This window comes from Halosegnis rubeus (assembly GCF_009184545.1).
Lineage (GTDB): Archaea > Halobacteriota > Halobacteria > Halobacteriales > Haloarculaceae > Halosegnis > Halosegnis rubeus.
Genome location: NZ_QJOW01000002.1, coordinates 328,796 through 353,791, shown reverse-complemented (window position 1 = coordinate 353,791; position 24,996 = coordinate 328,796). Strand labels below are relative to the sequence as shown.

Here is a 24,996-nt window from a genome sequence, read left to right as displayed (position 1 = left end):
ACCGTCGGTCGACCGCCACGAGTACCGGCTCCGGCGTTTTCAGTCACTGGATCTCGACATCCGTTTTACCACGCCGATCCTCGAAACGTGGAGGCGTGGGACTCACCGACCTATTCGCTTCCACGGTCGCCCGACGGGAGTATCGGTGTGAGGGTTGCGGGCACGAGTTCGAGGCCCCCGACCGCGAGCGCGTCCAGTGTCCCGACTGTCTGGGCTACCGGACCACGGTGCCGATTCCAGCCGACCCCCCGGAGTAGTCGAGCGACGCCACGCGTTACAACAACTCTCGAACGAGTTCCGCCACCACGCCGGCATCCGCCCCGAGCAGGTACGCCGCCGGCTCGATGCCGAAGCCGCCCGACTGGAACACCACGTCCACGTCGTCGGTCACGGTCTCGGCCACGGCCGTCTCGACCGACGCCTCGGCGTCGAACTCCGCGGTCGCGAGACCGGCTTCGGCGAATCGCGTCGCAATCTCGTCGTCGTAGCGGATGTTGAGCGCCGCGCGCGCGCCGCTCCCGCCGGCGCGCGCCGCGAGCAGCACCGTCGCGACGTGTTCAGAGACGCCGAACTCCGGGTCGCCGGGGACGGTCGCCCGCCCCTTCACGTCGAGAATCCGCCCCGGCACGCCGGCTACGTCCTCGATGCCGGTGGCGTCGGGCAGCGTCTCCACGAGATTTGAGCCGACCGCCGGGATGAGACCCGCGAAGCCGCTCGTGTTTTCGAGAGTCCGCACGCCCCGACGGACGGACGCGAGCACGCGCTCTGCGGTCCGCACCTCGGAGTCGGCGTCGTGGACCGCGAAGTCGCCCTCGTACTCCGTGAGGGGCGGGAACGTCTCCTCGTGGAGTCGCGCGAGCACGTCGCCGCGTTCGAGTTGCCGGATGAGTACCTCCGTCTCCACGAGCGCCTGTACCGGCGTCACGTCGCCGCTTGCGAGACCCGCACCCAATCGTACGACGAGGTCCTGAACGCGCTCGTCGCCGGCGAGTCGGTCGTTCGTGTCCACGTCGCCGTGGGCGTACTTCGAGACCGCACTCTGTGAGATCCCAAGTAGGTCAGCCACCTCGCTCTGTGTCAGCCCGCGGTCGCGCAGGTCTCCGGCCAACAGCGCCCGGAACGTCGGCAGAAACTCGTCGACGACGACCTCCTCGATGAACCGCATTACTGGTCACCACCGAATTCCCTGTCGCTCTGAATCCGTGACGCCTGCGGCCCGGTCTGGCCCTGATACTTTGACCCCCGCTCGCTCCCGTACGGGCGGTCGGCCTCGCTCTTGAGTTCCGTGAACGTGAGCTGTGAGATGCGCATCCCCGGCGAGAGTGCGACGGGCGCGCGACCGAGGTTCGACAGCTCGAGCGTGATCTGGCCCTCGTAGCCGGGGTCACACAGTCCGGCCGTTGCGTGGACGACGATTGCCAGCCGGCCGAGCGAGGAGCGACCCTCGACGTGGGCAATCAGGTCGGCCGGAATCTCGACGCGCTCGACGGTCGTCCCAAGAACGAAATCGCCGGGATGGAGGATGTAGTCGTCACCTTCCGGGACCGTCGTCTTTCTCGTGTACTCCTCGGTCTCCGTCTCGTCGTTCGGGTGGATACACGGGATGTTGGCGTGTTGGAACTCGAGAAACTCGTTGCCGAGTCTGAGGTCGACGCTCGCCGGCTGTATCTGGATGTCGGGGTCGTCGAGCGGTTCGACGACGAGGTCGTCGCCGAGTCGCCGCTCGATATCGGCGTCCGAAAGTATCATACGAGAGTGGCCGGGCGAGAAGAGCAAAAATGGGGCGGTCGTGTCTGAAGGCATATGCCCGTCGCCCCCGAGCGACGACTATGAAACAGGCAATCGTCGTCCGCACCGACATCGGCATGGGGAACGGAAAGCTGGCCGCACAGGCGTCTCACGCCTCGCTGAAGGCCTACGAAAACGCCCACACCAAGAGCCAGTCCGAGTGGAAGGAGGGCGGTCAGAAGAAAATCGTCCTGAAGGTCTCGAGCGAGCGCGAGATTCACGAACTCGCCGACCAGGCCCGACGCGAAGGCTTACCGAACGCGGTCATCAGCGACGCCGGCCACACGCAACTCGAACCGGGGACGGTGACGGCACTCGCCGTCGGGCCGGGCGAGGAGAACCTCGTGGACCGGGTGACGGGCGAGCTCTCGCTCCTCTAGTCGGCGTGGCGGTCCGCCCGCGACGGCGGCGGAATCTGCTCGCCCGTCGAGTCGGCCGTCGACTCCAGCGTCGACGGGACGACACACCGGTCGGGTTCGTGGTTGACGTGGCTGTACCCGGTCGGGTCGTTGGCGAGCGGGTGGGCCGGGTTCTCGCGGGAGTCGAGCCGCGCGGCCCGAAGCCCGTCGAAGCCGCCGATGCGCGCGAGAATCCCGCGCCAGTGGTTCCCCGTCGCGGTCGGGAGTCGGACCGGATGTGGCGGCTCGGCCTCGGGGGTCGCGAGGGCGAGCATCGCCCGGTTCACGTTCGCCGCGAGGTCGTCGTGGTCGAGGACGACGCCGACGCGTGCCGACGGCGGTGCACGCTCCGCCAACACGTCGAGTCCGAGATGGAGCGCGCGATACTCCGCGACATTGTTGTTCGGAGGTGAGTCCGCGACAGCCAGTCGCGCGACCGTCTCGCCGTCACCCGTCTCGATGAGCACGCCCAAGCCGCCGGCTCCGGAGTTGCGGTAGGAGCCGTCGGTGGCGACGTAGAAGTCTCGATGGTGGGTGCGCGGTGGGTGCGCAATGTGGGGTGTCGGGCTGTCGTCAAACAGCGATCTGAGTGCGGGCCGGCCGTATGCGGCCATGGTGATATGTGGGACAGCTGTACTGATAAAGCTACGGCATTCATGCCACATGTTGACACGAAACTCCGGTCCGAAAGCTTCTCCCCTCGACCGGGGCGAGTGTCGGCGTGCGACACCGCAATCACCTCTTGTTCGCGACGTTGGCGGCCGTCTGGGGGTCGGCGTTCGTCGCTATCAAGGCCGGACTCGGCACGCCCGACGCGCCGGCCGGCTTCTTCGAGACGCCCGTGCTGTTTGCCGCGCTCCGGTTCGACATCGCCGGAGTCATCATGCTCGCGTACGCCGTCGTGGCGACCGACCGACTGGTCCCCGAGGGTCGCCGCGAGTGGGCCAGCGTTGTCTCGACGGCCGTCCTCATCATCACGCTGTATCACGCCTTGCTGTTCGTCGGCGAGACCGACCCGGCGGTGTCGAGTGCTGCCGCCGCCATCGTCGTCTCGCTGTCGCCGGTCCTGACGGCCGGCTTCTCCCGGGTCCTCCTCCCGAGTGAGCGGCTTACACCGCTGGGTGTCGCCGGCCTCCTGTTGGGGTTCGTCGGCGTCGGGGTGCTCGCCGTTGAGGACCCACGGCGGCTCACGGTCGCGCCCGGACTCGTCGCCGTCTTCTTCGCCGTGCTCGCGTTCGCCGCCGGCTCGGTCGTGAACCGGCGGCTCGACGCTGCGCTCCCGGACGCATCGCTCGAAGCGTGGGCGATGGTCATCGGCGCGGGACTGTTACACCTCGGTAGTCTCGCCGTGGGGGAGTCCGCGGCCGACGTGGCGGTGACACCACGGGCAGTCGGCGCGCTGTTGTTCTTGTCCGTCGCCGCGAGTGCGGTCGGCTTCCTCATCTACTTCGACCTGTTGGCGCGGCTCGGTCCCGTCGAAATCAACCTCGTCTCCTACGCCGCGCCGGTCGCGACCGCGGTCGTCGGCTTCCTCTTTCTCGGGGAGGTCATCGATACGCGGACCGTCGTCGGCTTCGGCGTCATCCTCGCGGGCTTCCTACTCGTGAAGCGACGGGCGGTCGCCGCGGCCCTCGAGTGACACGCCCCGTACTGTTTTGCCCGCGGGCGGCGAGTCGCAAGCCAAGATGGGAGATTCGAGCGCGGGCGACCCCGTCGGGGAACAGTTCGGCGACGAGGACCTCTATGACATCGCCGAGTGGGACAAACGAGGACCGGTCGACGCACTTGCAGTCAAGATACACACCGCCGTGCGATGGGGAGGCAAGGGCCTGTTCGTCCTCACCGCGTTGCTTCTGCTCATCGCGCAGGTGGGCGTCATCGGCTACGCGATGTATCAGAACCCTGCAATCGGCGGACTGACGCTGCTTTCCGTGGTGCCGGCGCTCGGGTTGGCCGGCTTCGTCTGGTACCACGACGAGACGATGCGCGAGCCGTGGTGGCCACTCGCGGTCACGTTTATTCTCGCCATCCTGTTTGCCTCTTTCGCCACAACAGTGAACACGGCACTCAGCCCGCTTTTCGACGGGATTCAGTTCGGAATGGTGCTCTTTTTCTTCCTCGTCGTCGGTCCCGGCGAGGAGTTCTTCAAGTGGCTCGCCATCCGCGTGTACGCGTTCGACCGCTCGGCGTTCAACGCCGTCATCGACGGTGCGGTGTACGGAGCCGTCGCCGGACTCGGCTTCGCCACCGTCGAGAACGCGCTGTACATCGTGCAGGGGGTCATCCGCGCGAACGCGCTCACCGGCCCGGGAACCGTCGAGGCTGGCTTCCAGACGGCCTATGCCCGCGCGTTCGTCGGTCCCGGCCACGTCATCTACTCCGCCTTCGCCGGCTACTATCTCGGGCTCGCGAAGTTCAACCCCGAGGATGCCGGTCCCATCGTCGTGAAGGGGCTGCTCATCGCCGCAGGTATCCACGCGACGTACAACAGCATCGTCACCTACGTCTCCTTTCCCGGGATTACCTTCCTGCTCTTCATCCTCGTGTACGACGGCGTCTTCGGCTACATCCTCTACCGGAAGCTCAGTCGCTACAACAGCTACTACACCCGCGTGACCGAGGAGGACGACGAGCCGACCGTCGAGCCGGCCATCACGCGAATCGACGAGAGTTAGACCAGCGACGGCGCGTCCTTCGCCTCGCTCAGCCGCTCGACCTGTTGCTCGGAGAGGTCCATGTCGGTCGCGCCGAGGTTCTCCTCCAGCTGGTCGACGGTTCGGGCTCCGATGATGGGTGCGGTCATCGTCGGCTGCTCGAGCAGCCACGCGATGGCCACCTGTACCGGCGAGGCGTCTTCCTCGTCGGCGACGGCCCGCACCTCGTCGAGTACGTCGAAGTTCTCCTCGGTCAGATACCGGTCCTCGAAGCGGTCGCTTTCCGCGCCGCGGGTCCCCGCGGGAATCTCATCGCGCGTGTACTTCCCGGAGAGGAAGCCGCCGCCGAGTGGCGACCACGGACACATCCCGACGTCGTACTCGGCGAGCGCGTCGGTGTAATCGTACTCTACTTCCTTCGTGACGAGACTGTAGCGCGGCTGGGCGACGGTGAACGGCTCGTACCCTTCACGCTTTGCGATTTCGTTCGCCTGCGCGATACGCCACGCGTTCGGCTCCATCGTCGAGGTGCCGAGGTGGTTCACCTTCCCCGCACGCACCAGTCCATCGAGGGTGCGCATCAGCTCCGTGGTCGGGGTGGCGTCGTCCCAGCGGTGGATGTAGAGGAGGTCGACGTACTCCGTACCGAGCCGGTCGAGAATCCCGTCGATCTGTCGGCGGATATGCTTGCGCGAGAGCCCGCGACCGTTCGGGTCGTCCTCGCGGGTTGGCCAGTACACCTTCGAGGCGATGACGAAGTCCTCGCGGTCGCGGCCGGCGAGCCAGTCGCCGATCCACTCCTCGCTTAATCCGCCGCCGTAGACGTCAGCGGTGTCGATGAAGTTGCCGCCGGCGTCGGCGTACGCGTCAAGGAGTTTGTGCGCCTGCTGTTTGTCCACCTCGTAGCCGTCGTCGGTCTCGCGGCCGAATCGCCACGTCCCGAAAGAAATCTCCGTCACCGCCGTCCCCGTGTTGCCGAGTTGGGTGTACTCCATACCGACCGTCCGGCCGAGGGTCACCTCAACGTTCTGCTACCCGAGGGTGACGACGGAGACCTCGTGGCTCCCGTCGGCAGTGTCGATGGTGGTCGACTCGACGATGCTCGTCGCGACCGTGCGCCGCCAGCCGTCGACGGCCTCGGTGTGGGCGTCGCGGTGACGCTTCACCGAGTAGTCGCCGGTCTCACGCACCTGTTCGTCGGTGTCGTCGGGCGTCGGAAACGCCGGCGCGTCGGCCACGAGCAGTTCGGGGTCAACGTGAATCGGCTGCGGGTCGCCGTAGTCGGCCTCCTGGCCGTCGAGGTGGAGACGCGCGCGGATGCGACCCGAAAAGGGCGGCGTGATGCGTAACACTGCGCCGGCGTCACGCCGGACGTTCGCCTCTAGGGCCGTGACGATGTCGTCGGCGTGGATGACGACGCGGTCGATGACGGACGGACTGTCGGACTCCACGTTCGACCGCACGGGACACAGCGAGAAGAGCGTTCGGCTACTGCGGGTCGAACGTCTGCCCGCGGAACCACAGCGCCCACGCCGTGATGATTACGCCGCCGTAGCCGAGCACCCAGATGAGCGACCCCACGCGCCCGAGTCCCAGCTGCGCGAAGACGTAGTTGCCCAGCCCGGCAATCGCGATAATCGCCGCGAACAGGCCGGCGAGCGGGAGCCAGTCGGGGCTGTCCGTACTGTCTGCCATACCTCCAGTTACCGCCGTGGCCACCTGAATCCGCCGGTCCGTGACGGCCTCCCACGCGGTCGACGCGATTATCAGCCACCGTCGAAACCTTCGTGTATGCACCTCCACCGACTGCCGGACGGCACCGACGACCTGTTCCGGCAGTACGTCCAGTACGCCTTCCAGCCGAACGCCGGCCCCGATCTCGAGGAGTCCGACCGCCCGAACCCCCCGCACACCCGCTACGGACTGTATCCCGACGCGTCGGTGACAGCCGACGACGAGCCGGTCACCATCTGCTCGTCGTACGACTTCTCGCTGTGGGTGCGCGACAGTCTCGTCTCGGCGGGCGGGCTTTCGACGGTTGCGACCCCGCCGGAACATCGGCGCAACGGCTACGTCGAGACGATGCTCCGGAAGCTCTGTCTGTTGTACCGCGACGACGAAGTATCCATCTCGGTGCTGTGGCCGTTCAAACACGCCTTCTACGCGCAGTTCGGCTGGGCGACCGCCAGCCGCAGGCTGGAGTGGGAGACGGAGCCGTCGACGCTGCGGTCCGCGGCCACGACCGGCGGCACATGGGAGCGGGTCGACCGCGACGCGTGGGAGTCGCTCGATGCGATTCACGAGGCCGCCACCGGCACGGACGACCTCTCGCTCGACCGGTCGGAGGCGTGGTGGCGGACCCGCCAGCTCCGGAGCTTCGGCACCAACCCGTACGTCTACCGGTGGCGGGACGACGACGGCGAGCGTCGGGCGTGGCTCGCGTACACCATCGACGGCGACTGGGGCGACCGCACCCTCTACGTTCGGAGCTACGACGCGGCCGACCTCGAGGCGTTCCGCCACCTGCTCGGCTTCCTCACCGACCACGACTCGCAGGTCGGAGAGGTCCACGTCGAGACGGGGACCGACAACCCGCTGCACGCGATGGTGGACGACCCGGACGACCTCTCGCCGAAGCTGACGACCGGGCCGATGATTCGGTTCGTCGACGTGCCGGCGGCGCTCGAGTCGCTCTCGTACCCCGACGGCGTCGACGCGACGGTCGAAGTCGGGATTCGGGACCCGTTGCTCGAAACCGTGGCCGGTCGCTACCGACTCGCCGTCGCCGGCGGGGAGGCGACGGTCGACCGCGTCGGCGACGACCCGACCGGCGACGCGGTCGCGTCGATTGGCGCGTTCTCACAGCTCGCGGTCGGGTATCGCGGCGCGGACGCCCTCGCCGCGACCGACGACCTCGAGACCGACCGCGAGACGGTCGAAACGCTCGCGGCCGTGTTTCCGGAAACTGCGACGTATCTCCGAGAAGGGTTTTGACACCCGGCGATTTATCTCGGCGGCGCGTCTCCGGGTGAACGATGGGGAGTGGACAGTCGGTCCGGGAAATCGTCGAGCCACACCTCGCGCGCGGCGAGGAACCGCGAGCGGTGTACACGGACGACAACACCGTCACGGTCGTGACGGACCGCCGTATCGTCCGCTCGCGCGACCACGAAATCGAGGGGACGGATGCGACCGACGTAGAGTCTATAATGCTCACCGGCCCGCAGATTCTCGGCGCGCGCGTCCGAACGTATCCGGCGACCGCACCCGAGTGGGGGAAGATTGCCCTCGGGTCGCTGTTCACCGGCGTGGGGGCGCTGTTCGCGTACGGGAGTCTCGTCCAGAACTTCCTCGGGACGCCAACCGAGAGTGAACTCGCGCTCATCGTGGCGCTCGCCCCGCTCTTGCTCGTTCCATCGGGAGCGTACATCGCCTACGAGGCGTTCAACACACAGGAGAGCCACATCCGCGTCGAAGTCATCTCCACGGGCGGGGACACGACGCTGCGGCTCCCGCTCGACGCGACCGAGGCCGCAAACGCCGTCTCCTCGGTCGTCGGCGATAACTAAACGAGGTCGTCGTCTTCGCCCAAGTCCGGAATCGACTCGCCTGCGGTCGGCACCTCGCCGTCGATTCGAGCCGGAAAGCCGACGCGGCCGTCGTGGACGATTCCACGCTCGCGGTAGCTCTCGTCATCGACGGCGTCAGCGGGTGACTGAACCGCCGCGACCATCCCTGTCTCCCCACACAGCTGTTCCCACTCCTCGGCCGTTCGCTCACGGAACAGGTCGGTGAGTCGCTCGCGGACGGCACTCCGCTCGGCCGGGTCGGTCGTCCCGTGGGCGTCGATGAGCTCCGGACAGCCAGCCGTCTCACAGAACGCCTGCCAGAACGGCGGCTCCAGCGCCGCGAGCGTCACGTAGCCGTCGGCAGTCTCGTACAGATCATACCACGGTAACTCGCCGGTGAGTGGCGTCGCTCCAGGACGAGGGACCCCGTCGAACGCGAGCGCTGCGACCGGTGCGGTAAGCGACATCGCGGCATCGGCCAACGATGCGTCGATGTAACAGCCGCCGTCACCACGCGACCGGGCCAGCAGTCCGGCGAGAATTGAGAGTGTCGCGACCAGTCCACCCGCCATATCTGCGACCGGCACGCCCGGAATCTGGGGCGACTCCTCGGTGTCGCGGCGGGTCATATCCAGTAGTCCGGTCGTCGCGATGTAGTTGAGGTCGTGGCCCGGCCAGTCGCGACGCGGGCCTGTGCCACCGTAGCCGGACAGAGAACAGTAGATGAGGTCGGGATGGCGTTCTCGGAGTCGCTCGTGGCCGATACCGAGACGCTCTGCTGTCCCGGGACGGAACCCCTCGATGACGACATCTGCAGTCGCAGCGAGCGAGTCGAAGCGATCACGGTCTGCCTCCGTCGTCAGGTCGAGACTGATACTTCGTTTGCCTCGATTGACGGCGTCGAAAATCCGGCCGACGCCCTCGTCGGTCGTCGGTTCCATCTCGCGGGCGTAGTCGCCGCGGTCTGGAGCCTCGATTTTGATGACATCCGCGCCGAGATCCGCGAGTAGCTGGGTCGCGTACGGGCCGGGAAGCAGCCGCGTCAGGTCGAGCACGCGCACGTCTTGCAGTTGCATACCGCAGAACGTCGGAATGGCTTGAAAAGTTCTTGGGACAAGAGAACATTTAACAAGGACCGGTAGCACCCACAAACGAGATGGATTTCGGACTCGCTGACAAGACGGCGCTGGTGACGGGAGGTGCGGGACGAATCGGCAGTGAGGACTGTCGTGTGCTCGCCGACGAGGGAGCAGCGGTGGTGGTGCTCGACGTCGACGCCGACGCGGCGGCGGCCGTCGCTGACGAAATCGAATCGAACGGTGGCGATGCGATTACCGCCGAGTGTGACCTCACCGACCGCGAGGCGGTGCGTGAAACCGTCGAGACGGTTCGGGAGGCGACTGGCGGCGTCGATATTCTCGTGAACAACGCGGCGTTCGTCGATGCCGCCGCACAAGTCGGCGAGTTCGACGACGACGTGTGGGACCGCGACGTCGCGGTGAATCTGACCGGCGCGTACAACATCACGAAGGAGGTGTTCCCGGCGATGTGCGAGCGCGGCTGGGGACGCGTTATCAGCATGTCGAGCATGGCCGGACTGCAAGGTGGGTTTGGGCAGGCCTCCTACTCGGCGACGAAGGCTGCACTCATCGGGCTGGGCAAGACCCTCGCGCTCGAAGGGGCACAACACGGCGTCACCTCGAACGTTATCGTCCCGAACATCGTCGTGGACGAGTTCGCTGACCTCTCAGGGGAGGAGCTGGAGGCGGTCAATCCGATGTACGAGCGCATCAGACAGGCGACACCGATGAAGGAGCTCGGCCGGGAGGAGGACGTGTCGTTCATGGTCGCGTATCTCGCCAGCCAACAGGCTCGGTACGTGACCGGGCAGGCCGTCGGCGTGACGGGCGGCGTCGACCTATTTTCATTCTAACACGAGAGAACGCTTATGTAGATAGCGTATAGGCATGATAACATAGCCCATGATGGACGTTGACCTGACCCTAGATCGGATACTCGACCGGGCAGAGACGCTGTATCCCGACCGGGAGATCGTCACTGCCCGCCCCGACGGAAGCCGCCACCGGTATAGCTACGCCGATGCCGGTGACCGGATTGCACAGCTCGCACACGCGCTCGATGAGTTGGGACTCAGCCCTAAAGACCGGATTGCGACGGTCGCGGGGAACCACTACCGCCACTACGAGCTCTACTTCGGTCCCTCCTGCTCTGGCCGGAGTATCCACATGTGTAACATGCGGCTTCCGGAAGAGCACTTCACCTACATCGTAAACGACGCCGCAGACCGAGTCATGTTCGTCGATCCGGCGTTTCTCGACCTGGTGGAGTCGGTTGCTGAGGACCTCAAGACGGTCGAACAGTACGTCGTCCTGGCCGATGAGGTGCCGGAGACATCACTTGACCCCGTGACGGATTACGAGTCGTTGCTCGCTGACCACCCGACGAGCTACGAGTGGCCAGATATCGACGAAGAGCAGGAGTGTGGGATGTGTTACACGTCCGGAACGACCGGTAAGCCGAAAGGCGTCGAGTACAGCCACCGGGGCGTCTATCTCCACAGCGTGATGAGCGGCCACACCGATGCGAACGGCGTGAGCGAGCGCGACACCGTGATGCCGATTGTGCCGATGTTCCACGCGAACGGCTGGGGATTGCCGTACGCCGCGACGCTATCGGGAGCCAAGCAAGTGCTACCAGGCCCGCACACGGAGCCGGAACCGGTGGCCGAGCTCATCGCGGAGGAGGACGTGAGCATGTCTGCTGCGGTGCCGACTATCTGGCTGGAGATGGCCGAGTATCTCGATGCCAATCCGGAAATCGACGTGTCCAACATCGACCGATTGGTCGTCGGCGGGTCTGCACCCCCAGAGTCGCTCATTCGCACCTACGACGAACAGTACGACGCCCCAATCGTCCAGGGATGGGGAATGACCGAGCTGAGTCCACTCGGCACGCTCTCGACGCTCCGGAAGGAGGACGCAGACGCCCCATCCGAGGAGCGGTACGCGAAGCGGGCGAAGGCCGGTCTCCCGGTGCCGGGAATCTCCGTCCGCATCCGCGACGAGACGGGCGAGCCGGTCGACCGCGACGGCGAATCCAGCGGCGAGTTGCAGGTCCGCGGGCCGTGGGTCGCCGACCGATATCACGAGCGCCCAACGGCGACTGCTGAGTCCTTCACCGACGATGGCTGGCTCAAGACCGGCGACATCGCGACGTGGGACGAGCGTGGCTACATCGATATCGTCGACCGCATCAAGGACGTCATCAAGTCCGGCGGCGAATGGATCTCGAGCGTCGAGTTAGAGAACGAACTGATGGCACACGACGCCGTGGCCGAGGCGAGTGTCATCGCCACCAGCCACGAGCAGTGGCGGGAGCGACCCGTCGCCGTCGTCGTGCCGAGTGGGGAGCCACCGGACCCCGACGGGCTGGAAGCGCATCTGGCCGAGTCGATGCCGTCGTGGTGGCTGCCGGACGCCTACGAGATCCGCGACGCGATTCCTCGCACGAGCACCGGGAAGTTCGACAAGAAGCAGCTCCGAGAGGGGCTGGATGTGACACTAGACCGCACTCCGGGTGAGAGCTGATGGCCGAGTACGACGAGGAGACGCGGCTCGTTCTCGACGCGTTCGAATCGTTCATCGACGAAGAAATTGCCCCGATTGCGGCCGACCTCGGCGATCGGCTCACCGACCCACGATTAGGGCGTGAACAGGATGGACGCCCCGATGAGACGGTTGTCGAGGCCGTGGAGACGGTGCGACGGCGCGCTGCTGATGCCGGCTTCTACGCGATGAACCTGCCCGAACCGGTCGGCGGTGGCGTCTCGAAGCTGACGTGGTACGCCGTTAAGAAGGCCGCTGCGGCCCACGACTGTCCGCTGGCCGGGCGAGCACTCGCTGGACCCGAGGGGCCGAAGCCGCTCCTCCTCGATGCGACCGATGACCAACACGACCAGTACGTGGAGCCGGTCCTCGCGGGCGAGCAGTCGACCGCATTCGCACAGACAGAGCCCGGGGCTGGCTCCGACTCTCCGGGGATGGCGACCACCGCACACAAGGAGGGTGACGAGTGGGTCATCGACGGCCACAAGCAGTGGATTACGAACGCTCCGTTCGCCGACTTCGTACAGGTGTTCGCACGCACCAGCCCTGCCGAGGAAGGCCGATATGACGGCATCACCTGCTTCATCGTCGAGCGCGACGAGTTCGAGCTGACGGGCGTGAACAATGCCATCGGACTCGGTGGCTGGCAGGGAGAGCTCGCGTTCGACGACGTGCGCGTTCCCGAGACACGCGTCCTCGGTGAGGTTGGCAACGCGTTCCGGTCGGCGATGGCGTTTCTCTCATTGGGACGGCTCGAACTCGGGGCAGAAGCCGTCGGCACCGCGGAGCGACTGCTCGACAGTGGCTTCTCGTACGCACGCGACCGGGAGGCGTTCGGCCGTCCGATCGGCGACTTCCAGCAAGTGTCAGCCGCGCTGGCACGGGGAAAGGCGCGCACGTACGCCGCAGACGCCGCCGGCAAGCGGTGTGCACGGCGACTCGATGCCGGTGAACGGGCCGTCGAAGATACGTCGATTTTCAAGTGGTTTGCGACGAACGCGCTGTGGGAGACCGCAGACAGCGTGCTCCAGACCCACGGTGCGACCGGGCTCGCAGAGGGGAGCGAGTTCGCGAACGCGCTCGCCCGGGCTCGCGTGCTCCGCGTCGTCGAGGGCACCGACGAGATTCAGCTCAATACGATTGCGAAAGAAAACGGGCTTTAGCGCTGTCTTGAGAGGATATTCACACAGGAGACGCTTCCGGTCGCGTTGCGCCCGATACCGATGTTGTGTTGGAGTCCGTACTCGGGGTCGTTATCAGCCTGGACTGCGCCGGCTTCACCCCGGAGCTGTTCATAGATTTCGTTCACCTGGGCGACACCCGTTGCGCCGATTGGGTGACCTTTCGCGAGCAGGCCGCCTGACGGATTCACGGGCGTCTCACCGTCGAGAAGTGGCTCGCCGGAGTCGATGAACGCGCCGCCGTCACCCTTCTCACAGAAGCCGAGATCTTCGTACGTGACCAGCTCCGTGATGGTGAAACAGTCGTGTACCTCCGCCACGTCGATATCGTCGGCCGTGATTCCTGCCTGTTCGTACGCCTGCCCGGCGGCCTGTTCCGTCGCCGGGAAGCCGACGAGCGACTCGTCGTTTCCACGCTCGAATGAGTCAACAGAGAGCCCGCTTCCAGCGACCCAAATCGGGTCGTCGGTGAACTCATCGACCACGTCCTCGCTGACGACGAGGGTAGCAGCCGCCCCGTCCGTCACCGGACAGCAGTCGTACAGATTCAGCGGGTATGTCACCTGTGGGCTGTCGACCACATCGTCCACATCACAGGTGAACCGGTAGTGGGCGTGGGGGTACTTCGCGCCGTTCTCGTGGTTCTTCACGGAGATTTTCGCAATTTGCTCGCGGGTCGTACCGTACTCCTCCATGTGTCGGGTCGCGCGCAGGCCGAAGAAGGCGGGCATCGTCACGCCACGGCCACGCCACACCTGATCGAGCGCGGCTCCTTCGATGAGCCCGGCGGCGGAGTCGCGCATCTTCTCTGCACCGGCGACGAGTGCAACGTCCGTATTCCCCGCACGAACCGACTCGACGGCCGACCGGAACGCCGAGCTCCCGGTCGCACAGGCGTTCTCGACGCGAGTGACCGGCATCTCGAACAGGCCCGTCGGATGACTCAATCCGAGCCCCGACGAGGCGTTATCCGCTATATCGATCGTACCGAACCACGCGGCGTCCACGTCAGCCGGCGACATTCCCTTATCCACGTCGTCGAGACAGTCGCGAAACGCCGCCGCCAACATATCGTCGATGGACTGCTCGAACAGCTCGCCGAAGTCGATCATGCCAGCACCGACGACTGCCACGTCGGTCTCACTGCTCACAGGCGATCACCTCGCGGACGCGTGAACTTGAAGGAGTGAATCGGCAGTCCCGCCACATCGAAGACGCGGCGGAACACCCCCTCCGCCTCCATCCCGATTTCGATATCCGCGGGGTCAGTCTCGGTGAACAGTCCGTAGACGCGCGCCGGCTCACCGCTTTCTTCCTGTGGCATATCCATCACGGCGAGGGGGAGCGGAGTCTCGAACTCCTCGGGGAGTCGCTGCTGGACGACGTACGACCGGACCGTTCCGCGGGGGTGAAGCCGTGTCTCGGACCACGACGCATCGACTCCACACCGCTTGCAGAACTGTGGTTGCTCCGGAAAGCTGACCCAGCCACAGGCGTCACACTCGTGTGCACGAAGCCGCTCGTTCGCGGCGCGCGTCCGTGTGTACGGCGGTTCGAACATCAGTTCCCACCCCACGTCCGGAACTGCCGGTGTTTTCCATACGGGAGCTGCTCGCTGCTCTGAATGTACTCGTCTGTCGTCATTTCTGGTGTTTCTGCCGTTCGTCGCTCGATACGCAGCGCGTCACAGCCACCCGGGCCGTAGCCGGCGAGAAGCACCGACTCACCGGCTTTCGCGGTATCCAACGCCGCGGCGGTATCGAGAAAGACACCGGCGGCAGCCGTGTATCCGACCTCGGGGAACGTCGAAACGAGCGTCGCATCGAGACCGAGCGCGTCGCTCGCCTTTCGCCCCCACCCGCCATCGTGTGCTGGAAACACCGCGTGGGTGAACGAGTCGTCACCAAGGTGACCGACTGCGATCTCGACAGCGTCGAGATACCGCTCGCGGTTGAATCGTCCGTCACCGTCGGTCACGTCCTCGTGCGTCGCGAATCGACCGACGAACCCCGTCGTCGCGACACCGGAGTCGGTCAGGGCTGCGACCGCGTCCCCCTCACCAAACACCAGCGCGCCAGCGCCGGCGCCAGCGGTCCGCTCGGCGGCCGACCCGGCCGGCGCAGAGAGCGCATCGCTCCCGACGACTAACACGGTGTCGGCATCGGTCGAAAGCGCGTCCCGCGCCGCGAGGAGCGCGTTCGTTCCGGCGCGGGCGCTCCCCTGGAAATCGCCGACGCGCGTGTCACGCCCCGCTCCGACCGCGTGGGCAACGTGGGCGGCGACCCCCCGCTCGACGAACGGGTCACTCGTCGTCGCCGCGAACACCGCATCGATCTGGTCACCGTCAGTCGACGCTTGCGTGAGTGCGTCCGTCGCCGCCTCGACAGCCATCGTCGTCGTATCCTCATCGTGGCCCGGGACGGCGGTTTCACCGTCACCCGCGTAGTCGCCGTACTGCTCGGCGATACGCGACCGCTCGATACGATAGAGCGGAATATACGCACCGTAGCCGAGTATTCCTGCCATGGTAATCCAAGACATGGAGGAACCCAATATAAATCCCTGCCCCACTCTGGAGATGGAGCGACGGTAATCGCCAGGCTGCGGGGTCGGCCGTTCGTGGTCCTCCTGAACTCGGCGTAGAACAGCCGCTGCTCGGAAGTTGGTATCGCCAGAATTGTGGTGGCTGGGGAGGCCCACGCCCGAGATTCGCGTCGGACGATAATCGCCCGGAAGTTGGATGGGCCAACTCGGATTTGAACCGAGGGCCTCCCGGTTATCAGCCGAGCGCTCATACCTGGCTGAGCTATTGGCCCAGGTCAGCGCATCTTAGCGTATCGTCGTCGGTTGTTTAACCGTTTCGTTTCGGTAGACGCTATCGGTCGTCATCGACGTTTCGGTACTCGTCGCCGTCCATGTCAATCGTGTCTCCGTCCGTCGATTTCGACCCAGTTCCGGGACCGGAACCGGTGCCCGTGCCCCCGTCGTTCGGGAACCCGCCCATGTAGACGTTGCCGGTAGCGAAGCCGCCGGTCTTGGCGTCGAGATACGGCGTGACGACGTACTTCTTCACGACGACGCGAATCGGGTACCGGGTCGGCGGCAGCGCCAACAGCAGCGCGACGAAGTCGGTGACCAGCCCGGGCGTGAGGAACATCGCGCCGGCGACCAACAGGAGCGCGCCGTCGACGACCTCGTCGGTCGGCATCTCACCGGTCGCGAGCTTCCGTTGGAGGTTGGCGAGCGTGCGTCTCCCCTCGGCGCGCACGAGCACCATGCCGACGAGCGCCGTCAGGACGACAAGCGCGACGATAGCGACCAGCGAGAGGCGGGTCGCGAGTACGGCGAGCAGCATCGCGTCCAACAGCGGCACCAACAGCAGGAGCGCGATGACCCGGAAGTCGATCTTCATACCTGATGGTGGGGGGCGGGGTCGGATAACCCTTTTCGAGCCGCGCGGCTCGCGGGCGTGAGAAGGACGAAGACGAGAGGCGTTACGCTTCGACGGTGACGGCTTCGATTTCGGCGTCTTCCTGTGGCTGGTCCTGTCGGTCAGTGGGGAGCGAGCCGAGCTCCTCGACCACGTCCATCCCGTCGATGACCTGCCCGAAGACGGCGTGCTTGCCGTCGAGGTGCGGCTGCGCGTCCAGGGTGATGAAGAACTGCGAGCCGTTGGTGTCCGGGCCGGAGTTCGCCATCGACAACAGCCCCGGGCCGTCGTGGGTCAGGTCGTCGTGGAACTCGTCGTCAAACTGGTAGCCGGGGCCGCCGCGGCCGGTCCCGGTCGGGTCACCGCCCTGGATCATGAACCCCCCGATGATGCGGTGGAACGGAACGCCCGCGTACAGCGAGTCGCCTCGTACCTCGCCGGATTCCGGGTCTTTCCACGTGTTTGTGTCCGGGGCCGGCGTCGCGTCGGCCGCGGGGTCTGCGCGGGCGAGCCCGAGGAAGTTCTCGACCGTCTTCGGCGCGCGGTCGGCGAACAGTTCGATGGTGATGTCGCCGTGGGTGGTGTGGAAGGTGACTGTCGGATTCTCCGGGTCGGCACGCTCGTTGTTCTCCATACCGACAGGTGGCGTGTTGCGCGCAAAAAGGTAGTGGAACCGACCAGTCACTGGTATGCCGACGTCGCGGCCGCCTCGAACGCCGCCGGCGATTCATCCCCTTCAACGCGTGTCGCCAGTTCACCGTCGACGAGAAACAGCGCCGTCGGGGCGACGGTCACGTCGTAGCGGTCACGGATGGTCGGCGCGTTCCCGCCGTCGACACCGAACGTCGCCACCGCGTCGGGAATCGCGTCTGTCACCGTTTCGAACTCTGCCTTCAGCCGTGTGCAGGGTCGGCAGTCGCGCGCGAAGACAAACACAACCGCATCGCGGTCGGCAAGCACATCGTCGGGCGACTTCGACAACAGCGGCAACGACCCCGGAACCGGTGAATCGCGGGCCGCAGCCACCATGCCGACGCTTACAAGGAGCGTCTCAGACGTGGCTCCGTCGAGAAACCGCTGGACCGCCTTCAGGATGCAAAACTCCTCGCGGGTCACGTCGTGGGTATCAATCTGTTCGGCGGCCGCCTTGGTCGAGAGGTCGAACGTCTCCGCGACCGCCGCGTGAAACTTGTCGGTCGGGCAGTCGCCGTACGTGGCACGGACGATACCGAGCGTGGAGGCGAACTCGTCGGTGAGTTCGACCCGGTCGTCCCGTTCGACGAGGACGGCCGCATCGGTGAGCCGTGTAAACAGTGCGCTGTCGTCGGCCATCTCAGACCCCCAGATACCGCTGTCGTGTCTCCTCGTCGGCCGCGAGTTCGTCGGCCGTCCCGTCGAAGACGACCTCACCCGCGTCGATGACGTAGGCACTATCTGCAATCTCCGTGGCGGCGACGGCGTTCTGCTCGACCAGCAGAATCGTGCGCCCGGAGTCGCGGATTCGCTCGATGGCTCGCTCAACAGTCTCGATAATCTGGGGGGCAAGCCCCTCGTACGGCTCATCGAGCAGAAGCATCTGTGTTGGCTGCCGGAGCGCGCGCCCGATGGCGAGCATCTGCTGTTCACCGCCAGACAGCGTCCCGGCCGTCTGATTGCGCCGCTCGTCCAGTCGTGGGAAATCATCGTACACGTCATCGAGAGACATGCCACTCTCCGTGGTTGCGACGGAGCGACCGAACCGGTTGGAGACGTTGCGCGCCACCTCCGGCAGATGGAGGTTCTCCTCGACGGTGAGGTTCGGGAAGACACGCCGCTCTTCGGGAACGAGTGAGATTCCTTGTGGAGCGACATCCTCAGCCGGTTGGCCGGTGATATCCTCGCCGCGGAACCGAATCGAGCCACGACGCACCTGTGGCGGGGTCGCCCCCGCGATACACCGGAGCGTCGTCGTCTTGCCGGCTCCGTTGCGACCCAACAGCGCGCAGATTTCACCCTCTTCGACTTCCATCGAGAGTTCACGGAGGATGTGGCTCTCATCGTAGTAGGCGTCGATACCGTCGACTGAGAGCATGCTCATCGGTCTGCACCTCCGAGATAAGCATCCTGAACGCGCTCGCTCTCGCGTATTTCCTCGGGCGTTCCCTGTGCGATGACGCTGCCGCGGTCAAGTACGATAATCCGGTCTGAGATGTTCATCACAATCTCCATGTCGTGTTCGACGAGCAGGAAGGTGAGGTCGCGTTCGGCTTTCACGTTCTCGATGAGTTCGACCGTCGCGGCGGTTTCCTCGGGGGACATCCCCGCAGTCGGCTCATCCATGAGAAGCAGGTCCGGTTCAGCCGCGAGGGCGATACCGAGTTCGAGCCGGCGTTTGTCACCGTACGGGAGGTCAGCCGCCGCTGTTTCGCGTTCGGCCCACAGCCCAACGTCTTGGAGCGTCTCCCGCGCAACGGCATCGACCTCGTCGTAGGAGTCGAGTCGCGAGAGCAGATTCAGCCGAAACGCGCCGTGTTCTGCGCCCAGTGCTGCGATGCGGGCGTTGTCGATGACCGGCAGTTGGGGGAAGATTGAGGCGGTCTGGAACGATTTCGAGACGCCCCGCTGGACCACGTCGTGAGGTTTGAGTCCGAGGATGGACTCACCGTTGAACCGAATCTCCCCCTCCGTCGGGTCGAGACGGCGCGTGATGAGGTTGATGAGCGTCGATTTGCCGGCTCCGTTCGGGCCGATGAGACTGACGCGTTCGTTGCTCTCGATGGAGACGGAGACGTCATCTGTCGCCGTCACGCCACCGAACCGCTTGACTAGATTCTCTGTTTCGAGTAGTGGCATTCAGTCGTTTCCTCCGTCATCTGTTGTCTGTGTGTGAGTTGTATCGTCACTCCCGACCATCGACCGGAGCCGTCTGAGACCGCCCCAGACGCCGTCGGGGAACAGCCAGACGATGACGACGAACAGGACGCCGAGCAGGAGATGCCACCGGTCACCGATGAGTCCAATCGAGCTAGCGACGTTGTCCATGTAGAGGTAGATACCTGCGCCGATGAAGCCACCAAACAGCGTTCCGACCCCGCCGAGGATGGACATGATGACCACGTCACCGGAGACAATCCAGTAGAACGGCGAGGCCGAGGCGTTGCCCGCCTGCAGTGCGTGTAGACCACCCGCAAGGCCGGCGAAGGCTCCGGAGGCCACGAACGCCGCAAGCTTGTACCGCCAGACGTTGAGTCCGACGAACGACGCACGCTGTTCGTTCTCCCTGATGGCCTTGAACACCAGTCCGTACGGCGACTGTAGAATGCGGTAGGCAACAGCCACGGAGACGAGCGTGAGGACACCGGTGACGGCGTAGAGCCACGACGGAATGATACCGAGCGGCGTCAACACCGGCAGTCCAGCATCGAGGGGAATCACGCCGAACAGCGAACTCGCATCAAGGATGAGTCCGTCCTCACCGTTGGTGAGTTGGCCGGCCGGGCCGAGCATCGTGTAGTAGATCATCTGGCCGAACGCCAGCGTGAGGATAGCGAAGTAGATGCCACCCCGGCGAAGGGAGAGATAGCCGATGAGTGCCGCAAGCAGGATGCCGACGATGACGGCCAACGCGACCGCGACGAGCGGGAAGGAGAACTCGGCGTGGTGAATCAACGCGCCGACAGTCATCCCGCCGGCACCCCAGAAGGCGGCGTGCCCGAAGGACAGAAGACCGGTGTAGCCGTGTAGAAGGTCATATCCCATCACGAAGATACCCCAGATGAGTATCGGGGTTGCTAACCCGGCGTAACCGTTGAGAACATCACTCACGACCGGGGCTTCCGCGAACAGATACGGGAACGCGAGCACGGCGAGTGCCGTGAGTCCGAGCACGCGCAACTCATCGCGCGGAACGCGCGGACTCATGAACTCACCTCCTCACCGAGGAGCCCCTGTGGCCGGTAAAGCAGGACCAACGCAGCAATCACGTAGATACCGACCTGTGACCAGGCGGTGAAATCAAGCCCGGCGATGGAGACGCGCACGAGGGTCGCCTGTGTGAGACCGAGCAACACCCCGCCGGCGACCGCGCCGCGTATCGACCCGACGCCGCCGATAACGACGGTGACGAAGGCGGGCACGAGAATGTCGGTTCCGCTGGTGTAGTTGATGGCCGCGATTGGCCCACCAACGACACCGGCTACCCCGGCGAGTGCCGACCCGATACCGAAGATGAGCAGATACGGCCGCGTAATCTTGATACCGAGCAGTCGAACCATCTCGGGGTCGACGGTGCCGGCCTTCACGACGAGTCCGAAGTCGGTGTACTCGACCAGTACGTACACCGCACCGACGAGCACCGCCGTGATGACGATAATCCAGAGTCGCCACTGTGGGAGTGAGATACCCGCGATAGGAACCGGGTCGGCGGCCCACACCGGCGGGTCGAATCGGTGACTTCCGCGACCGACCAACAGTCCGAGTAGCTCCTGAAGGATGATGGCGAGTCCGAACGTGACGAGAATCTGGTCCGTGTCGGGGCGGTCATAGAAGGCGCGTGCGACGAACCGCTCGAACAGCAACCCGAGCACGAACACGAGCAGCGCGCTCGCGAACAGGCCGGCGAGGAAGCCGGCGTCCAGCCCGATACTCGTGAACCCCCACTCGGCGAGATAGCCGCCGGGTTCGAACCCCTGTGCGACGTACAGCCCGAAGAACGCGCCGACGAGATACAACGCGCCATGTGCGAAGTTGACGAACTCGACGGTCCCGAGGATAATCGAGAGACCGACGGCCAACAGGACGTAAATCGCACCCTGTTGTAGTCCATCAAGCAGGAGCGAAACCACTTCGATGAGGAGACTCACCGTCGGGCCCCCGTGAACGTTGTGTCACTCATGGCGACATGGAAAGACGGACGGCTCACTGTGGCTCTGCAGGTCCCAGCGTACATTCGGCGGCCGGGCCGGAGTCACAGCCGTAGCTCACCTGTGACCGGTCGGTCAGATTCACGATATCGAAGTAGTTGCCGGTGGATATCTCGTCGGCGGGGAGTCCCCGAACAACCGGGACGGCACGCTGTGCTTGGTGGTCACAGCCGCGCATCGTCTCCTCACCCATGCCGATGTTGTTGTAGTCGTAGTCTTCGAGTTCACCGATGACGTCGATAGGATTGAACGAGCCAGCGCGCTCGACGGCAGCGGCGTAGTTGAGCGTCTGGGCGTACGCGAGCTGTGCGACCCCTGACGGCGTGCGGTCGTACTCTGATTCGAACGTCTGTGTGAACTCGTTCGACGGCGTGTTGTCGATGGCAGAGTCCCACGCGACGGTCCCGAACACACCTGAGATGGCGTCACCGGCCGCGCTTGCCATCGGACGGTTGTACAGTGGCAACACGATTTCCATCTCCTCGTTGAGACCGGCATCGACCGCCTGCTGGACGGAGGTTGCCCCGTCGAGTCCGTAGTGGTCGAGCAACAGCACGTCCGCCCCGGAGTTTGCCGCCTCCGAGAGGAACGAGGAGTAGTCGTCCTCACCGAGTGGGGTGGCGACGGAGTCTGCTTCCGTCCAGCCGGCCGTCTCGGTGAGGGTGCGCCGCATCGACGCTTGGACCGACTCACCCCACGTGTAGTCGGCGTACAGCTGATAGAACGTGTTGTCACTGCCGTACTCTTCCTGTAACACGGGGGCAAGTGCCTCTGCCGTGTGGTAGGCGTTGAACATCTCGCGGAAGCCGTAGCGGGCACAGTCCGCGCCGGTCGTCGCGTTCGAGTGCGTGAGACAGGCCATGAAGATGACGTTCTGTGCCTGACACTCCGCTTGGACGTTGATGGCGACCGACGAGGAGGAGCCGCCGGTGACCATGATGGCGTTTTCCCGCTCGATGAGCTGTTTGGCGTTCTCGCGGGCCCGGGTCTTGTCCGTCCCGGTGTCCATCACCTCGTAGTCGATGGTTTTGTCCGCGACACCGTCACCGGAGAGGCCGTCGAACTGTGAATCGACCCAGCCGCCACCGTTGTTCAGATGTTTGACCGCCAGCTCGTAGGCTCGCAGTTCATCCTCACCCTCGGAGGCGTACGGTCCCGAGCGCGGGATGTTGAAGCCGAACGTCGCCGTGTCTCCCTCGATTGGGTAGTTACCGATCGATTCGCCGCTGGAGCTGGTGAGTGAGCTACACCCCGCAAGGCCAGCGATACCGGCCGCGCCGGCCGCCTTCATCACGGTTCGTCGAGTGTGGTTGGTATCGTTCATCACGATAGAGACACCCATTGTACACTATGGTATAAGTATAGAGTAAAAATATGATAAATATCCACACGGCGGAAGGAACACCCGACCTGAGACGAAACCCCGTGAGCGTTACTTCTCGGCCAGTTCGTCGCGAATCTGCTCGGGGACGGAGGGGTCACGCAGCGTCGTCGTGTTGCCCAACTCCTCCTCGTTGGAGATGTTCTCCAAGATACGGCGCATAATCTTGCCCGACCGCGTCTTCGGCAGGTCGTCGACGAAGATGACGTTCGCCGGGCGGGCGAACTTTCCAATCTCGTCCTCGACGGCGCGGACGATTTCCTCGCGTACGGTATCGCTCTCCTCGATACCCTCACGCAGGACGGCGTACACGTCCGGCACCTCACCCTTTTCCGTGTCTTCGCGGGCGGCGACAGCGGCCTCTGCGACCTTCTCAACCTCTGCGACGGCAGATTCCAGTTCCATCGTCCCGAGCCGGTGGCCGGCGACGTTCATCACGTCGTCAAGTCGGCCGAGCACGCGCCAGTAGCCGTCTTGGGCTTGGACTGCCCCGTCGCCCGCCTTGTAGTTCCAGTCGCGCCAGTCGTCGGAATCGGTGTCGGAGTACTCCGCCCAGTAGGTGTCGATGAACCGCTCGTCGTTGCCGTAGACGGTCTGGAGCATCGAGGGCCACGGCCGCTCGATGATGAGATTGCCGGCCTGTCCCGACGCCTCGGGCAGTGTTTTGCCGTCATCACCGACGAGTGCCGCCTCAATACCCGGACAGGCACGCCCCGCAGAGCCGGGTTTCATATCGTCTAACGCCGGCAGGTTCGTGAGCAGGTGACCGCCGGTCTCGGTCTGCCACCACGTATCCACGATGACGGCATCCTCGTCGCCGATGTGTTTGTAGTACCAAAGCCACGCCTCCGGCTGAATCGGCTCGCCGACCGTCGTCATGTGCCGGAAGTCGAAATCGTACTTCTCGGGGTACTCTTCGCCCCACTTCATGAACATCCGGACCGCCGTCGGCGAGGTGTGGAAGATATCCACGTCGTACTTCTCGGCGATCTCCCAGATGCGGCCCTTGTGCGGATAATCCGGCGTATCCTCGTACATCACGCTGGTCGTCCCGAGCGCGAGCGGGCCGTAGACGATGTAGGAGTGGCCGGTAATCCAGCCGATGTCGGCCGCACACCAGTAGGTGTCACCCGGCTCGATGTCGAGGACATTTTTTGCCGTCGCGGTGACGTAGGAGAGATAGCCGCCGGTGCGGTGTTGACACCCTTTCGGTTTTCCGGTCGTTCCCGAAGTGTACATCAAGAAGAGCGGGTCCTCCGCGTCACGAGAGACGGGGTCGACACGCGCACCGGCGTGCTCGTCGAGCAGGTCGGCCATCCGGACGTAGTCGTCCGATACGTCGGCCTGTGGTTCGTCGTGGCGCAGCCACGCCAACACGTCGGGGTCGCGCTCGGTCTGTTCGAGTGCCTCGTCCGTCTTCTCGATGTGGTCTAAGAACTCACCGCGGCGGTAGTAGCCGTCGATGGTGACGATGAAATCAGAGTCGGCGGAGTCGGTGCGCTCGGCGAGCGCCTGCGCGGAGAAGCCCGCGAACACGACCGAATGGGGTGCACCGATGCGGGCACACGCCAGCATCGTAATCGGGAGTGCGGGCACCATCGGCAGATGGATGGTCACCACGTCGTCCTCCTCGACCCCTTGTGCCCGGAGGGCGGCAGCCGTCTCGTTCACCCGGCGGTAGAGGTCCTGATAGGTGAGATTCACCTGCTCGCCGTCGGATCCCTCCCAGAGGATGGCGGTCTGGTTCTTTCGCTCGTCGAGATGGCGGTCGACGCAGTTGTGGGCGGCGTTCAGCTTCCCGCCGACGAACCACTCGAAGAAGGGGGGATTCGAGCCGTCGAACGTCTGGTCCCAGCGTTCATCCCAGTCGAGTAGTTCGGCGTAGCGGTCGAACCCCTCGGGGAACTCGCCGACCTCGTCGTAGATGTCGCGGTCGGTCGCGTTGGCCTGCCCGACGAACTCCGGTGGTGGCCGAAAGTACTCCTGTTCACGGAGCCTCGATTCCAGTTGGATATCCGCTGTGTCCTCATCAGACATGGTAGCTTATCCACCCGACAGATGGGTATTA

Annotated in this window: 28 protein-coding genes and 1 tRNA gene; 9 read left to right on the top strand and 20 right to left on the bottom strand. The window is 64.9% G+C overall.

Annotation, left to right across the window (positions count from 1 at the left end; genetic code table 11):
• The first annotated feature begins 95 nt into the window (after positions 1-95).
• On the top strand, positions 96-257 hold the full coding sequence (locus DMP03_RS14255) for a zinc ribbon domain-containing protein (RefSeq protein ID WP_172967092.1): 162 nt from the start codon (positions 96-98) through the stop codon (positions 255-257).
• Between the two features lie 17 nt (positions 258-274).
• Here the strand turns inward: DMP03_RS14255 and DMP03_RS06425 are convergent, their stop codons facing one another.
• Together DMP03_RS06425 and dcd are read right to left on the bottom strand one after the other, a co-directional pair.
• Positions 275-1,165 carry a thiamine-phosphate synthase family protein gene (locus tag DMP03_RS06425; RefSeq protein WP_152119874.1) on the bottom strand — a complete coding sequence of 297 codons (891 nt, stop codon included), beginning with the start codon at positions 1,163-1,165 and terminating at the stop codon, positions 275-277.
• Positions 1,165-1,749, bottom strand: coding sequence for a dCTP deaminase (gene dcd, locus DMP03_RS06420; protein ID WP_152119873.1), 585 nt, complete (start codon positions 1,747-1,749; stop codon positions 1,165-1,167). The genes DMP03_RS06425 and dcd overlap by 1 nt, the downstream gene beginning before the upstream one ends.
• Before the next feature lie 80 nt (positions 1,750-1,829).
• Between dcd and pth2 the strand changes: the two genes are divergently transcribed.
• Complete coding sequence (gene pth2, locus DMP03_RS06415; RefSeq protein WP_152119872.1) at positions 1,830-2,168, top strand: peptidyl-tRNA hydrolase Pth2; 339 nt, start codon at positions 1,830-1,832, stop codon at positions 2,166-2,168.
• Here the strand turns inward: pth2 and DMP03_RS06410 are convergent.
• Positions 2,165-2,800, bottom strand: coding sequence for a ribonuclease HI (locus tag DMP03_RS06410; RefSeq protein WP_152119871.1), 636 nt, complete (start codon positions 2,798-2,800; stop codon positions 2,165-2,167). The genes pth2 and DMP03_RS06410 overlap by 4 nt on opposite strands.
• A gap of 107 nt (positions 2,801-2,907) precedes the next feature.
• On the opposite strand from DMP03_RS06410, the gene DMP03_RS06405 reads away from it, so the two are divergent.
• Positions 2,908-3,825 carry a DMT family transporter gene (locus tag DMP03_RS06405; protein ID WP_152119870.1) on the top strand — a complete coding sequence of 306 codons (918 nt, stop codon included), beginning with the start codon at positions 2,908-2,910 and terminating at the stop codon, positions 3,823-3,825.
• A 46-nt stretch (positions 3,826-3,871) separates the two neighbouring features.
• Entirely contained in the window at positions 3,872-4,861 is a 990-nt protein-coding gene (locus tag DMP03_RS06400) for a PrsW family intramembrane metalloprotease (protein WP_152119869.1), read from the top strand.
• Here DMP03_RS06400 and DMP03_RS06395 read toward each other — a convergent pair.
• Genes DMP03_RS06395 through DMP03_RS14250 form a run of 3 tightly spaced genes read right to left on the bottom strand, consistent with a single transcriptional unit; the run spans position 4,858 to position 6,535 of the window.
• The gene (locus DMP03_RS06395) at positions 4,858-5,835 is read right to left on the bottom strand and encodes an aldo/keto reductase (protein WP_152119868.1); all 978 of its coding nucleotides are present in this window, start codon (positions 5,833-5,835) and stop codon (positions 4,858-4,860) included. The genes DMP03_RS06400 and DMP03_RS06395 overlap by 4 nt on opposite strands.
• 36 nt (positions 5,836-5,871) lie before the next feature.
• The gene (locus DMP03_RS06390; RefSeq protein WP_152119867.1) at positions 5,872-6,291 is read right to left on the bottom strand and encodes a hypothetical protein; all 420 of its coding nucleotides are present in this window, start codon (positions 6,289-6,291) and stop codon (positions 5,872-5,874) included.
• Between the two features lie 37 nt (positions 6,292-6,328).
• Entirely contained in the window at positions 6,329-6,535 is a 207-nt protein-coding gene (locus DMP03_RS14250) for a hypothetical protein (protein ID WP_172967091.1), read from the bottom strand.
• Between the two features lie 96 nt (positions 6,536-6,631).
• Between DMP03_RS14250 and DMP03_RS06385 the strand changes: the two genes are divergently transcribed.
• Both DMP03_RS06385 and DMP03_RS06380 read left to right on the top strand, forming a co-directional pair.
• Positions 6,632-7,834: a GNAT family N-acetyltransferase gene (locus tag DMP03_RS06385; protein WP_172967090.1), complete on the top strand. Its 1,203-nt coding sequence runs from the start codon at positions 6,632-6,634 to the stop codon at positions 7,832-7,834.
• Between the two features lie 41 nt (positions 7,835-7,875).
• Positions 7,876-8,409 (top strand): hypothetical protein, encoded by a 534-nt coding sequence (locus DMP03_RS06380; RefSeq protein WP_152119865.1) that lies wholly within the window; start codon positions 7,876-7,878, stop codon positions 8,407-8,409.
• Here DMP03_RS06380 and DMP03_RS06375 read toward each other — a convergent pair.
• A complete protein-coding gene (locus DMP03_RS06375) occupies positions 8,406-9,485 on the bottom strand; it encodes a CaiB/BaiF CoA transferase family protein (protein WP_152119864.1) in 1,080 nt (359 codons plus the stop codon). The two genes, DMP03_RS06380 and DMP03_RS06375, sit on opposite strands and share 4 nt — an antisense overlap.
• Before the next feature lie 80 nt (positions 9,486-9,565).
• On the opposite strand from DMP03_RS06375, the gene DMP03_RS06370 reads away from it, so the two are divergent.
• From DMP03_RS06370 to DMP03_RS06360, 3 genes are read left to right on the top strand one after another with little or no spacing between them, the layout of a single operon-like run.
• Entirely contained in the window at positions 9,566-10,342 is a 777-nt protein-coding gene (locus DMP03_RS06370) for an SDR family oxidoreductase (RefSeq protein WP_152119863.1), read from the top strand.
• Positions 10,343-10,394: 52 nt separating this feature from the next.
• Positions 10,395-12,017, top strand: a complete 1,623-nt coding sequence (locus tag DMP03_RS06365; RefSeq protein ID WP_152119862.1) for a long-chain fatty acid--CoA ligase — start codon at positions 10,395-10,397, stop codon at positions 12,015-12,017.
• Positions 12,017-13,198 carry an acyl-CoA dehydrogenase family protein gene (locus DMP03_RS06360; protein WP_152119861.1) on the top strand — a complete coding sequence of 394 codons (1,182 nt, stop codon included), beginning with the start codon at positions 12,017-12,019 and terminating at the stop codon, positions 13,196-13,198. Before DMP03_RS06365 ends, DMP03_RS06360 begins: the two co-directional genes overlap by 1 nt.
• Here the strand turns inward: DMP03_RS06360 and DMP03_RS06355 are convergent.
• From DMP03_RS06355 to acs, 13 genes are all read right to left on the bottom strand, one after another.
• Positions 13,195-14,367 (bottom strand): thiolase C-terminal domain-containing protein, encoded by a 1,173-nt coding sequence (locus DMP03_RS06355; protein WP_235908528.1) that lies wholly within the window; start codon positions 14,365-14,367, stop codon positions 13,195-13,197. The genes DMP03_RS06360 and DMP03_RS06355 overlap by 4 nt on opposite strands.
• The gene (locus DMP03_RS06350) at positions 14,364-14,777 is read right to left on the bottom strand and encodes a Zn-ribbon domain-containing OB-fold protein (protein WP_152119860.1); all 414 of its coding nucleotides are present in this window, start codon (positions 14,775-14,777) and stop codon (positions 14,364-14,366) included. The genes DMP03_RS06355 and DMP03_RS06350 overlap by 4 nt, the downstream gene beginning before the upstream one ends.
• Entirely contained in the window at positions 14,777-15,742 is a 966-nt protein-coding gene (locus DMP03_RS06345; RefSeq protein ID WP_152119859.1) for a hydroxymethylglutaryl-CoA synthase family protein, read from the bottom strand. Before DMP03_RS06345 ends, DMP03_RS06350 begins: the two co-directional genes overlap by 1 nt.
• A gap of 215 nt (positions 15,743-15,957) precedes the next feature.
• Positions 15,958-16,032 (bottom strand) — tRNA-Ile (locus DMP03_RS06340).
• 59 nt (positions 16,033-16,091) lie between these two features.
• Positions 16,092-16,628, bottom strand: coding sequence for an FxsA family protein (locus DMP03_RS06335; RefSeq protein ID WP_152119858.1), 537 nt, complete (start codon positions 16,626-16,628; stop codon positions 16,092-16,094).
• An 82-nt stretch (positions 16,629-16,710) separates the two neighbouring features.
• The gene (locus DMP03_RS06330) at positions 16,711-17,280 is read right to left on the bottom strand and encodes a peptidylprolyl isomerase (RefSeq protein WP_152119857.1); all 570 of its coding nucleotides are present in this window, start codon (positions 17,278-17,280) and stop codon (positions 16,711-16,713) included.
• 47 nt (positions 17,281-17,327) lie between these two features.
• Entirely contained in the window at positions 17,328-17,978 is a 651-nt protein-coding gene (locus DMP03_RS06325) for a thioredoxin family protein (RefSeq protein ID WP_152119856.1), read from the bottom strand.
• 1 nt (position 17,979) lies between these two features.
• The gene (locus DMP03_RS06320) at positions 17,980-18,723 is read right to left on the bottom strand and encodes an ABC transporter ATP-binding protein (protein ID WP_152119855.1); all 744 of its coding nucleotides are present in this window, start codon (positions 18,721-18,723) and stop codon (positions 17,980-17,982) included.
• Positions 18,720-19,478 (bottom strand): ABC transporter ATP-binding protein, encoded by a 759-nt coding sequence (locus tag DMP03_RS06315; protein WP_152119854.1) that lies wholly within the window; start codon positions 19,476-19,478, stop codon positions 18,720-18,722. The genes DMP03_RS06320 and DMP03_RS06315 overlap by 4 nt, the downstream gene beginning before the upstream one ends.
• Positions 19,479-20,546, bottom strand: coding sequence for a branched-chain amino acid ABC transporter permease (locus DMP03_RS06310; RefSeq protein WP_152119853.1), 1,068 nt, complete (start codon positions 20,544-20,546; stop codon positions 19,479-19,481).
• Complete coding sequence (locus tag DMP03_RS06305) at positions 20,543-21,487, bottom strand: branched-chain amino acid ABC transporter permease (protein ID WP_152119852.1); 945 nt, start codon at positions 21,485-21,487, stop codon at positions 20,543-20,545. The genes DMP03_RS06310 and DMP03_RS06305 overlap by 4 nt, the downstream gene beginning before the upstream one ends.
• Before the next feature lie 55 nt (positions 21,488-21,542).
• Complete coding sequence (locus tag DMP03_RS06300) at positions 21,543-22,889, bottom strand: substrate-binding protein (RefSeq protein WP_197739301.1); 1,347 nt, start codon at positions 22,887-22,889, stop codon at positions 21,543-21,545.
• A gap of 90 nt (positions 22,890-22,979) precedes the next feature.
• Positions 22,980-24,965: an acetate--CoA ligase gene (gene acs / locus DMP03_RS06295; RefSeq protein WP_152119851.1), complete on the bottom strand. Its 1,986-nt coding sequence runs from the start codon at positions 24,963-24,965 to the stop codon at positions 22,980-22,982.
• Positions 24,966-24,996 lie beyond the last annotated feature (31 nt).

Coding starts and splice junctions, on each gene's coding strand:
- DMP03_RS06425 (WP_152119874.1), bottom strand. CDS start 1,165: ATGCGGTTCATCGAGGAGGTCGTCGTCGACGAGTTTCTGCCGACGTTC.
- dcd (WP_152119873.1), bottom strand. CDS start 1,749: ATGATACTTTCGGACGCCGATATCGAGCGGCGACTCGGCGACGACCTC.
- pth2 (WP_152119872.1), top strand. CDS start 1,830: ATGAAACAGGCAATCGTCGTCCGCACCGACATCGGCATGGGGAACGGA.
- DMP03_RS06410 (WP_152119871.1), bottom strand. CDS start 2,800: ATGGCCGCATACGGCCGGCCCGCACTCAGATCGCTGTTTGACGACAGC.
- DMP03_RS06400 (WP_152119869.1), top strand. CDS start 3,872: ATGGGAGATTCGAGCGCGGGCGACCCCGTCGGGGAACAGTTCGGCGAC.
- DMP03_RS06395 (WP_152119868.1), bottom strand. CDS start 5,835: ATGGAGTACACCCAACTCGGCAACACGGGGACGGCGGTGACGGAGATT.
- DMP03_RS14250 (WP_172967091.1), bottom strand. CDS start 6,535: ATGGCAGACAGTACGGACAGCCCCGACTGGCTCCCGCTCGCCGGCCTG.
- DMP03_RS06385 (WP_172967090.1), top strand. CDS start 6,632: ATGCACCTCCACCGACTGCCGGACGGCACCGACGACCTGTTCCGGCAG.
- DMP03_RS06380 (WP_152119865.1), top strand. CDS start 7,876: ATGGGGAGTGGACAGTCGGTCCGGGAAATCGTCGAGCCACACCTCGCG.
- DMP03_RS06375 (WP_152119864.1), bottom strand. CDS start 9,485: ATGCAACTGCAAGACGTGCGCGTGCTCGACCTGACGCGGCTGCTTCCC.
- DMP03_RS06370 (WP_152119863.1), top strand. CDS start 9,566: ATGGATTTCGGACTCGCTGACAAGACGGCGCTGGTGACGGGAGGTGCG.
- DMP03_RS06365 (WP_152119862.1), top strand. CDS start 10,395: ATGGACGTTGACCTGACCCTAGATCGGATACTCGACCGGGCAGAGACG.
- DMP03_RS06360 (WP_152119861.1), top strand. CDS start 12,017: ATGGCCGAGTACGACGAGGAGACGCGGCTCGTTCTCGACGCGTTCGAA.
- DMP03_RS06350 (WP_152119860.1), bottom strand. CDS start 14,777: ATGTTCGAACCGCCGTACACACGGACGCGCGCCGCGAACGAGCGGCTT.
- DMP03_RS06345 (WP_152119859.1), bottom strand. CDS start 15,742: ATGGCAGGAATACTCGGCTACGGTGCGTATATTCCGCTCTATCGTATC.
- DMP03_RS06335 (WP_152119858.1), bottom strand. CDS start 16,628: ATGAAGATCGACTTCCGGGTCATCGCGCTCCTGCTGTTGGTGCCGCTG.
- DMP03_RS06330 (WP_152119857.1), bottom strand. CDS start 17,280: ATGGAGAACAACGAGCGTGCCGACCCGGAGAATCCGACAGTCACCTTC.
- DMP03_RS06325 (WP_152119856.1), bottom strand. CDS start 17,978: ATGGCCGACGACAGCGCACTGTTTACACGGCTCACCGATGCGGCCGTC.
- DMP03_RS06320 (WP_152119855.1), bottom strand. CDS start 18,723: ATGAGCATGCTCTCAGTCGACGGTATCGACGCCTACTACGATGAGAGC.
- DMP03_RS06315 (WP_152119854.1), bottom strand. CDS start 19,478: ATGCCACTACTCGAAACAGAGAATCTAGTCAAGCGGTTCGGTGGCGTG.
- DMP03_RS06310 (WP_152119853.1), bottom strand. CDS start 20,546: ATGAGTCCGCGCGTTCCGCGCGATGAGTTGCGCGTGCTCGGACTCACG.
- DMP03_RS06300 (WP_197739301.1), bottom strand. CDS start 22,889: ATGGGTGTCTCTATCGTGATGAACGATACCAACCACACTCGACGAACC.
- acs (WP_152119851.1), bottom strand. CDS start 24,965: ATGTCTGATGAGGACACAGCGGATATCCAACTGGAATCGAGGCTCCGT.